General features: G+C 44.0%; 6 protein-coding genes. 4 read left to right on the top strand and 2 right to left on the bottom strand.

The window, feature by feature from the left end; all coding sequences use genetic code 11:
• Positions 1-404 precede the first annotated feature (404 nt).
• The 3 genes from EL17_RS22355 (at position 405) to EL17_RS22345 (ending at position 6,737) form a co-directional block, all read left to right on the top strand.
• Positions 405-2,027: a TlpA family protein disulfide reductase gene (locus tag EL17_RS22355; protein ID WP_035080061.1), complete on the top strand. Its 1,623-nt coding sequence runs from the start codon at positions 405-407 to the stop codon at positions 2,025-2,027.
• A gap of 30 nt (positions 2,028-2,057) precedes the next feature.
• Positions 2,058-5,279 (top strand): SusC/RagA family TonB-linked outer membrane protein, encoded by a 3,222-nt coding sequence (locus EL17_RS22350; protein ID WP_084166329.1) that lies wholly within the window; start codon positions 2,058-2,060, stop codon positions 5,277-5,279.
• A 93-nt stretch (positions 5,280-5,372) separates the two neighbouring features.
• Positions 5,373-6,737, top strand: a complete 1,365-nt coding sequence (locus EL17_RS22345; protein WP_035080058.1) for a RagB/SusD family nutrient uptake outer membrane protein — start codon at positions 5,373-5,375, stop codon at positions 6,735-6,737.
• Between the two features lie 32 nt (positions 6,738-6,769).
• Here the strand turns inward: EL17_RS22345 and EL17_RS22340 are convergent, their stop codons facing one another.
• Positions 6,770-7,012, bottom strand: a complete 243-nt coding sequence (locus tag EL17_RS22340) for a hypothetical protein (protein WP_035080056.1) — start codon at positions 7,010-7,012, stop codon at positions 6,770-6,772.
• 711 nt (positions 7,013-7,723) lie between these two features.
• Here EL17_RS22340 and EL17_RS22335 point away from each other — a divergent pair.
• The gene (locus EL17_RS22335) at positions 7,724-8,311 is read left to right on the top strand and encodes a cyclic nucleotide-binding domain-containing protein (protein ID WP_164675233.1); all 588 of its coding nucleotides are present in this window, start codon (positions 7,724-7,726) and stop codon (positions 8,309-8,311) included.
• A gap of 12 nt (positions 8,312-8,323) precedes the next feature.
• Here EL17_RS22335 and EL17_RS22330 read toward each other — a convergent pair whose 3' ends face one another.
• Complete coding sequence (locus EL17_RS22330; RefSeq protein ID WP_035080050.1) at positions 8,324-8,620, bottom strand: hypothetical protein; 297 nt, start codon at positions 8,618-8,620, stop codon at positions 8,324-8,326.
• Positions 8,621-9,316 lie beyond the last annotated feature (696 nt).

Raw genomic sequence — 9,316 nt, 5'->3', positions numbered from 1 at the left:
AGGGTCGTGGGGATGACGAATCCCTGTTTACCATGGGTAGCTACCCATGGCTATTGAAAGGTTTGACCCTTTTAGGGTCATGAGGTAAGGGTTTCGGGGTGACGGCGTATGGAGGATCCGTATAGGATACCTCTCCGCTCCGGTCGAGGTGACGGCATAGGGGAGTCGGTCGAAGTGACGCACTGGAGGTGACATTATGATGAGCCATGAACCCTTATCCATCAATCATCAATCATCAATCATCAACCATGACATTACAACCAAACAATTGAAAACCCGCCCCACAATTTTCCTCACTGGTTAACGATAACCCCCAGGAAAACCAAACCGACCAACCCCGTGGGGCGGTACTTTCTAATTGCGAATAGACTAATTCAATACCGATAATTTCTAAATAACACACTATGAAAAAAAGAAACATCTTTTTCTTCCTGGCACTGCTATGCCTTTTCGGGAAGGATTTATACGGGCAGGAAGTTGCCGGTCACCCCCCAGTCCCTTCCGCTGCGGAAGGGGCACCGGTGGTGGTGTATGGGACAGTGCGGGCAGACCATGAACCAGACCCTATAGAGCTTACCCTATTTCAATTTTATACTTTCAATTCCCGTTATGCTCCAGGGGCGCAAAACGTCACCCTCGATTACCGTCAGGGTAATATGATGGAAGGCCGTACACCTAATGAAAAAATATTTGAATACACCTTTACTGATCTAAAAAACCTGGCTTACCTGAGTTTGTCTTTTGGAAATGACCACTCCTTTCTGGACCGATTTGCCGTTCTGCCAGGGGATACCATAGAAATTTATATAGATAGGAGGTTCAGTGCCATCTATTTTGCCGGGAATGCCTCTGAACGCATGGAATTACAGCACAATATCGCTCTGCTGGATAGCAGGGAAAAAATATTCCGACAGCCAGTCATGGTAAGTGCTGCCCCTGAAAAGATATTGGCTGATCCCCGGTTTGCCGAAAGGTATGAGGCCCATGGAAAAAACGGCTTGAGGAGAATGGTTTTTATAGAACCGGGAGAAGGGGAAATAAATAGACTTAAAAGCAATTACCCATTAGAGGAAGATCTCCTTACCATACAGAAAATGGATCTGGTTATGAATTCGGGTCTGGATGATGGACTCAAAGCGGTATTGACAGACAACATCACTGCAAGCCGATTCTCTTCCTATTTGACCCTGGTCAACGGTACATTTCAGTCGGCCAATCTTCGTAGGGACAGCGTACAGCTAGATAGGCTAAAAGAACTGATACGGAATCGGATGCAGGAGAATATCACCACACTATTGGGAAAAACCTGGCATCCGGATGCAATTGGGCCCGTTGACCTATTTTCACAATGGGCCAATCTTGTCCGGAAAGTAGAAGATATCAGTCGATATGAAGCTATCCTGCAGATAACTTCACCTCAGATCCGAGACAGGGTAGCAGTGGATTACTTTTACAACCAATATGAGTTCGAAGATAATGCCCAAATCCAATTGGAGGATTACCTCAATTATACCGCCGATCCTTTTGGCGAAAGGGTACTCCAAAATCTGCTGGCTCTCCGGAAGGAGGGAAGTAAGCTGAAGTATTTTGAATTCATGGACGAAAGCGGCCATTTATATGATACTGGAAAACTTCTTGGGAAAGTGACCTTATTGGATTTTTATATAGGCGGGTGTGGGGCATCAAAGGGTTTTTTCGAAAAAGCAGTACTGCCCTTGGTTCAGCATTATGGGGATAGGGAAGACTTTCAGGTGATCACAGTTTCTGCAGATAGGGATGAGACGCTCTGGAAGGAAAGTATACAGACAGGTTATTACACCTCATCATCCACAGTAAATCTCTTTACGAATGATATGGCACATGCACATCCCTTTCTGGTGAATTATGGGATTTCAGGATTTCCCAGTAAGATGGTCATAGGCAGCGATGGTAGGATACTGAAATCTGCCGGAATCCCCGGATCCTATGAGGCACTAAAAAACATCATAGACCGGGCCCTGAATAGATCAGATCAGACCTATCATTAATCCAAAAATTTTAACCCAAAGCATTATTTTATGAGAAAATATTTACTAATAGGGATATGCTGTACGATATTCTATATGACACCATCCCGGATATATGGCCAGATACAGGCCTCAGCAAGAGTAATCTCGGCAGAAGACAGCCAGCCGCTAGCCGGTACCTTGGTGAAGGTGACAGGTACTTCCGTAGTAGCAGTAAGTGACGGGGAGGGAAGGTTTGAACTAAATTTGGAACCGGGGGAATACCCGCTTCAGTTTACCATGCTTGGATTTCTGACCACAGAGATAACGGTAACTTTTCCATGGGAAACAGAACGGGATTTTGTACTTGAACAGGATAGTTACGGATTGGATGAGGTGGAAGTATTAAGTACGGGTTATCAGCAGCTACCCAAAGAGCGCGTCACGGGTTCCTTTGTCCATATAGACCGGGAACTGTTGGAAAGAAGGGTTAGTCCAGGTATTCTGGAAAGATTGGAGGATGTGACCAGTGGTCTGATCTTCAACCGGCGTGGGGGACCGGGTGACCGGATCAATATCAGGGGAAGAAGCACGCTATTTGCCAATTCTCAGCCCCTCATCATTGTAGACAATTTTCCATATGACGGGGATATCCAGAATATCAACCCCAATGATGTGGAAAGCATTACCGTACTCAGGGATGCGGCAGCCGCATCCATCTGGGGAGCCCAGGCAGGCAATGGGGTGATAGTGATCACGACAAAGCGAGGTATTAAGGGGCAAAGACCAACCGTCTCCATTAATTCGAATACCACAATCGGGGAGCGGCCTGATGCCTTTTACCGTCCGGTGATGAGCCCGACCGAGGTGATCGGTATGGAAAGGGAATTGTTTGGAAGGAATTATTATAACAACCAAATTATCAATGTCAACAGACCTCCCCTGACTCCGGGAGTGGAGGCGCTATTTGAACACCGTGCAGGCCGTATTACTGAATCAGAGCTGGAAAACAGGCTTTCGGGTTATGCCGGACATGATGTTAGGAATGATTTTGATAGGTACTTTTATCGGTCTACCCACCTGCAACAGTATTCCGCAAGTGTAAGTGGCGGGAGTGACCACCATTCCTACCTTTTTTCAGCAGGATATGACAGAAACAGCGAAGAACTGGTAGGCAACCAAAACATCAGGATATCACTGCAGGCCAGGAATGACTGGAAACTGTTGAACGACAGACTGGCCATTCATTCCACTATATATTATGCGAAGGCTTCAAGAGAAAGAAGCAATGAAGGGGTGGGGAACATTTATTTTAGTGGTGCCAACCCTACATATGCTTATGCCCGAATGGCTGACTCCAACGGCAATCCGCTGCCGGTAGTCCGTAACCACCGTAGGGATTTTATTTTGGATGCGGAACATAATGGGCTGCTCAATTGGGAGTATTATCCACTGGATGAATTAAGGAGAAACCCTGAGAGAAATCTTTCAGATGATCTCCGACTTAATTCCGGTCTTTCCTATCAGTTGACACCCGATTTGATAGCTGAGGTGCAATATCAATATTGGACCAATAGAGGGAGTTCAGACCAGCATTTTGCCTATGAGAGTTATTTTACCCGAAATCTGATCAACCAGTATACACAGGTTGGCCCCCAGGAAGACCTTTCTTTTCCCATACCTAGAACGGGGATATTGGATGTGGGTCACCAAATAGCCCAAACCCATAATGTTAGGGGCAACCTTAGGTATAGGAAAGATTGGGGAGAGAAAAATGAGCTGAATGCCCTTGCAGGTATAGAATTGAAAGATTATCAGCTTCAGGGCCAAACGGCCAGGTATTATGGTTATAACCCCAATCTTGCGGCATCTGTTCCCATGGATCATTTGACCAGGTATCCCATGTATTATAATAACGGTCTTTTACAGGCAGTGCCTTTTAGGGGAGAACTGACGGATTTGGTGGACCGTTTTTATTCTTATTATGCCAATGCCGCCTACAGTTATGATAAAAGGCTGGACCTGACTATAAGTGTCCGCCGTGACCAGTCTAATTTGTTTGGGGTGGATGCCAACCAAAGGGGGGTGCCCCTGTATTCAGCTGGAGCAGGATGGCTTTTGAGCAACGAAGGTTTTTATAATTGGGAAGCACTGCCATATCTGAAACTTAGAAGCTCATTTGGATTTAACGGAAACGTGGATAAATCTTTGGCTGCTGAGACTACGGCCCTCTATCTTACCGGATCGGGATCATCCATCAATCCCGGCCTTCCTTATGGACGTATTATGAACCCCCCAAATCCGGACTTAAGATGGGAGAGAATTAGAATAATCAATTTGGGTTTGGACTTTGAGTCCCGGTCAGGTAGGCTTACCGGTAATGTGGAGTATTATTGGAAACAGGGGCTAGATCTGATCGGTGATGCTATGATGCCCCCTTCAAGTGGTGTAACGGAATTTAGGGGCAATACTGCTCAAACACAATCCGAGGGATTTGACCTGATATTAAAGACTGGTAATATCCAGGGGCGCTTTGCATGGAACAGTACTTTTCTATTCAGTACTAACCGCGAAATTGTGAAAGAATACCTGTTGGATCCTCCATTGAATAATATTTTGGCTAACGGGGAGGGTACTTCCGGTCTTGTGGCACCGGTAGAGGGACGGCCACTTTTTTCCATATTCAGTTACCGTTGGGCAGGACTTGACCCGGATAATGGTAATCCACGTGGGTTTTTGAACGGGGAGGCAAGTAATAATTATTTGGCGATAATTAATAATTCAGCTGTGGAGGATTTGGTATATCATGGATCTGCCCGTCCTACTTTGTTTGGCGCTTTGCGGAATGACTTCAGCTATGGTGGGTTTACCTTATCTGCAAACATCAGTTACCGGATGGGATATTTCTACAGGAGGGAATCAGTACTGTATAACCCGGTTCTGACCGGGACTCGGGGACATGCGGATTTTTCCCAAAGGTGGCAGGTTCCGGGTGATGAGTTAATTACTGATGTGCCCTCACTGCCATCCGGGGCAAACCTGAACCGGGATAATCTGTATAGATATTCGGAGATACTCGTAGAAAGAGGGGACCATATCCGACTACAGGATGTAAACCTTACCTATGAATGGCCAGTCAGCAGGTGGAACATCTCCCTATCCAGAATACAGACCTATGTGTATGTCAATAACTTGGGTATATTATGGAAAGCATCCGATGATGCTATGGACCCGGATTTTCGTACCATGAGGCCATTGAGGAGTGTCTCCCTGGGTGCCAGAATCGATTTTTGATCATATTATAATGCCCCATCCCATCGTGCATCAGTTGAGTGGAACACTTCCGGTAGGAGGGGGCGATTTCTTTAACATTTAACATCTAGTACTATGAAAAAATACATATATATATTATATACTATCCTATCGGCCGGAGTACTTATGGGCTGTGAGGGTTTTTTGGATGAACGTCCAAACAAATCAAGATTAATCCCGGACACCCTGGATGATCTCTATGCCTTATTGGATAATGAGGAGGAACTAAATAGAATTCCGGCACTTGGGATTATTGGCTCAGATGATATGGTTACCAATGATATAGGATATAATAATTATTATTCTGCTTCGGCAATCAATGGTTATATATGGAATGCTGAAATTTTTGAAGGAAGTCCATCAGTTGACTGGAATGTGCCCTATAGAGCTATATTTATTGCAAATGTGGTTTTGGAAAAGCTTGAAGAATTTGAGAATAGAAATAAATATGATATTGAGGAATTATCAGATTTACGCGGCATGGCTTTGTTTTTTAGAGCCCATCACCATTTTCAATTAGCCCAGATTTTCGCAGATACCTATAGACCTCAAACAGCCGGATCAACTTTAGGCATTCCTTACAGGAATAATACTTCCATTTCAGCAAATGAAAAAAGATCCCCGTTGAACTTGGTATATCAAGGCATGATGGATGACTTGCAAAAAGCGAGAAACCTTCTTCCTGAATGGCAGCCCATTAAAACCCGCCCTTCTCAAAAGGCCACTGAAGTTTTGCTCGCCAGAATTTATATGACCATGCAGGAATATGAAAAGGCTGAAGAATATGCTGATTTGGTTTTGGCTACATCTGCCTTTCAGCTCATGGATTATTCCCAGATTAATCCTACAGTAAACTATCCATTCGCTCCATATAATGCTGAGGTCATTTGGCATTCCAGGCAGGTCAACCATGAGTTTAATGTGGCTAATCCTACCACTTTTGTTCATCCTGAGATTTGGAAAAGTTATACTGAACATGATCTACGAAAAAAGTTATATTATTTGGAAAGGCCTGATGGATATAATTTTAGGGGAAGTTATACAGGATCATTATGGTTTTTTGGAGGCATTGCTCTTGACGAAGCTTATTTTATTGCAGCCGAAGCTAAATATAGGAACGGAAAAACGGAAGAAGCAATTGAACTTATGAATAAAATATTAACTACAAGGTTTGAAGAGGGAACTTATAGATTTATGGAGAGAAATCTTGAAGATGTGTTAGGCTGGATCTTATCAGAAAAGCGAAAGTCACTGGTCTTTAGGGGAACGAACTGGGTAGACCTTCGAAGACTTAATCTGGATCCCGTTCAGGCCAGGATACTCACCAGAACTGTAAATGGTGTGACGTATAGGTTGCAACCAAGCAGTAACCGATACACCTATCCCATACCTCTAGAAGAAATGAATTTGAATCCATTGGAACAGAATAACAGGGATTAAAAAAGGAGGGGTATAAACCCCTCTCTTTAAAATTAATCCATGAGAACAAAAGTTCCGCTTTTGACCACATTTCCATTGGGAGCATCGTAGGCGCAATTACCTGATTGGTTGCACTGATAATCCCTGCCTTCAACGAGACCGGATAAAGGAATCCAGTCTCCGGTGTTTGGATTGATGGCGTACTGTTCCTGATTATTTGGCATATTAAACGCAAATGCCGCTGCCGCTGCAAGTGCTAATGCCACTACTTGAACTTTTTTTAGTAAATTGATCATAATGTTCTTCTTTTTTTAACAATCAAAAAAGACAGTAAAAACGTTTTGGTTGTTAGTCTACTCTGTTCAAGGGTTTTCGACGTCCCCCTTATTACTCCATCCGGCACAGTGAGCTTCTGACCCTCACTCCCAGAAGAGACGGAGTTGACCCAAAGGCCAATTTTTTATTATTCAACTTCATTGTTCAACTATAATGGTTCAGCTTCGCCGTTCAGCATCGCGTTCAGAAGTTCAGCTTCGCCGTTTAAGCCTTCGCCGTTCAGCTTCGCTGTTCAAGGCTTCGCCGTTCAGGGCTACGATCTAAGCTCTGAACATTTGAACACTTGAACAACTGAACACTTGAACACTTGAACATTTGAACCTTTGAACCTTTGAACCTACTTTCAATATACATATATCCCCACCGCGATCCGTTCCCCCCACTTACTGGGAAAGGGCTGGTTCAGCACCGCCGACCGGAACTGTTTTCCATGCCATGTCTGTTGATCTTTATAAAGCTAACGGCTAAAATTTTTAAATGCAATAGTCAGACAATGAGCACTTTGTCAAAACGCCATTTTATACAACCAGTTGGATAAAATGGCGTTTTGTAACCTGATATTTAACAAATGGTGACTTGGGTTCTTTTTTTTACAGAAAATCTTCGTTAAATTTATTCTTTTGGTAATCAGTAATATACAGTGGGTTATGGTGAATGATTTTAAATATAAAATGGATATTTTCAGATATGCCGTCGATAATGACCTGTTTTTTGGTAAGGTCTTTACACAGCTTTTTTTAAAAGCTCGTAAATTAGTGTTTCAAAAAGGGGAAGAGGTAAAATTCAATCATAAAGACACCGCTTTCCTGGTGTTTTTACATGAGGGTGCCGTATTGGGGACCCTGTATTATAAAGGGAAAGTCCTTTATAAGGCCATTAAAACCAGGCAGTACATTTTTGTCCACGGACCATGGAAAAAGTCTCCCTATGATATAGACCAGGCGCGGTGGATCGTGACAAACAAAGCAGAAATTACGGCTATCCCCATGGAAGTCCTTTTTAAAGATCTGGCTGCCCAGCCGGGTTCTTCCCTTACCTTGGAGAAACATATTGAGGATATGACGAGAATGGATTTTCAGGATTATCACCAGATCAGTGGTTTCACTTCAATTGATGATAAAATAGATTTTCTCATAGCAACATATCCCGGCTGGATAAGAAATACCCATAAGTATCTGGCAGATTATCTGAGTGTGTCGCAAAACGGGCTCTCCAATGCCCTTAAAAAATGGGACATTAACCATTTTGGGATGCTCTGAGCTTTCAGGAGCTCAGTCCCTATAAGGTCTGAACCTGAGTAAGGGCTTGGTCCCTTTATTGGTTTTGGGCCTATCTGTTTCCCAACGGCTTTTGCCCATGTGCCAGCCTTTGCAATGGATGCAAAAGTAGCAGGATAGGTAGGGCATGGCACAACGGATGCCTTTTCCCCTTTTGCCAAACGGAAAATAGTAGGTATAGAATACCCACCAGGCCAGTTCCTCGCTGGGGTACCGGATCTTTCCCGAACAGGCAGCTAGTTCGTTTTTAAGTTTTACATTTTTTAAGCCGGTATATAATGAAGGTAACATCGTCAGACTTTTTATGAATATACGACAAACAGGCTATTATACCTTGGTCTTAATTTTCTGACTTGGATAAAACAGCCTTTTGTACAAGTACTTATATAAAATGGCTTTTTATCTCCTGGTAAAAATGAAAAAGTTGGAAGATAAGGGTAGTTCCGATGCGGATCGCTGCTGTTTTTCTGCGGTTCGGGAATTGTAATCGGGTGGCCTGCCTTAGGCCTTACAAATTCCTTAAATCACATATACTGCTGATGTTGTCCCATGATTTGTGGTAAAAAGCGGCTGTGGCGCTACTACTGGTGTTGTTTCATGAATTGTGGTAAAAAACACTGTTCCCGCTACAGCCCCATCGGGGCTCCATATCCTAGCCGGGGGTATACCCCCCGGTAAAAAAATGGAATACCGAATTGTTTTGGCAGGAAGAAGTGTTGGCTCCATCCGGCCTTCCGCCAAAACCCGGGCCGATATGATTACGATGGTATCGCATATTTTTTATTAAAAAACGGCTGTGCCACTACAGCCCCATCGGGGCGTAATATCCTAGCCGGGGGTTTAGCCCCCGGTTAAAAAATTGGCTCCATCCGGCCTTCCGCCAAAACCCGGGCCGGTATGATTACGATGGTATCGCATATTTTTTATTAAAATACGGCTGCGGCACTACAGCCCCATCGGGGCGCAATATACTAGCCGGGGGTTTAG

Origin of the sequence: Anditalea andensis (assembly GCF_000714815.1) — a bacterium.
Lineage (GTDB): Bacteria > Bacteroidota > Bacteroidia > Cytophagales > Cyclobacteriaceae > Anditalea > Anditalea andensis.
This window is presented reverse-complemented; position numbering and strand designations above follow the sequence as displayed.

Excerpts from the sequence above, each read along its gene's own strand:
- EL17_RS22355 (WP_035080061.1), top strand. The coding sequence starts at position 405 with ATGAAAAAAAGAAACATCTTTTTCTTCCTGGCACTGCTATGCCTTTTC.
- EL17_RS22350 (WP_084166329.1), top strand. The coding sequence starts at position 2,058 with ATGAGAAAATATTTACTAATAGGGATATGCTGTACGATATTCTATATG.
- EL17_RS22345 (WP_035080058.1), top strand. The coding sequence starts at position 5,373 with ATGAAAAAATACATATATATATTATATACTATCCTATCGGCCGGAGTA.
- EL17_RS22340 (WP_035080056.1), bottom strand. The coding sequence starts at position 7,012 with ATGATCAATTTACTAAAAAAAGTTCAAGTAGTGGCATTAGCACTTGCA.
- EL17_RS22335 (WP_164675233.1), top strand. The coding sequence starts at position 7,724 with ATGGATATTTTCAGATATGCCGTCGATAATGACCTGTTTTTTGGTAAG.
- EL17_RS22330 (WP_035080050.1), bottom strand. The coding sequence starts at position 8,620 with ATGTTACCTTCATTATATACCGGCTTAAAAAATGTAAAACTTAAAAAC.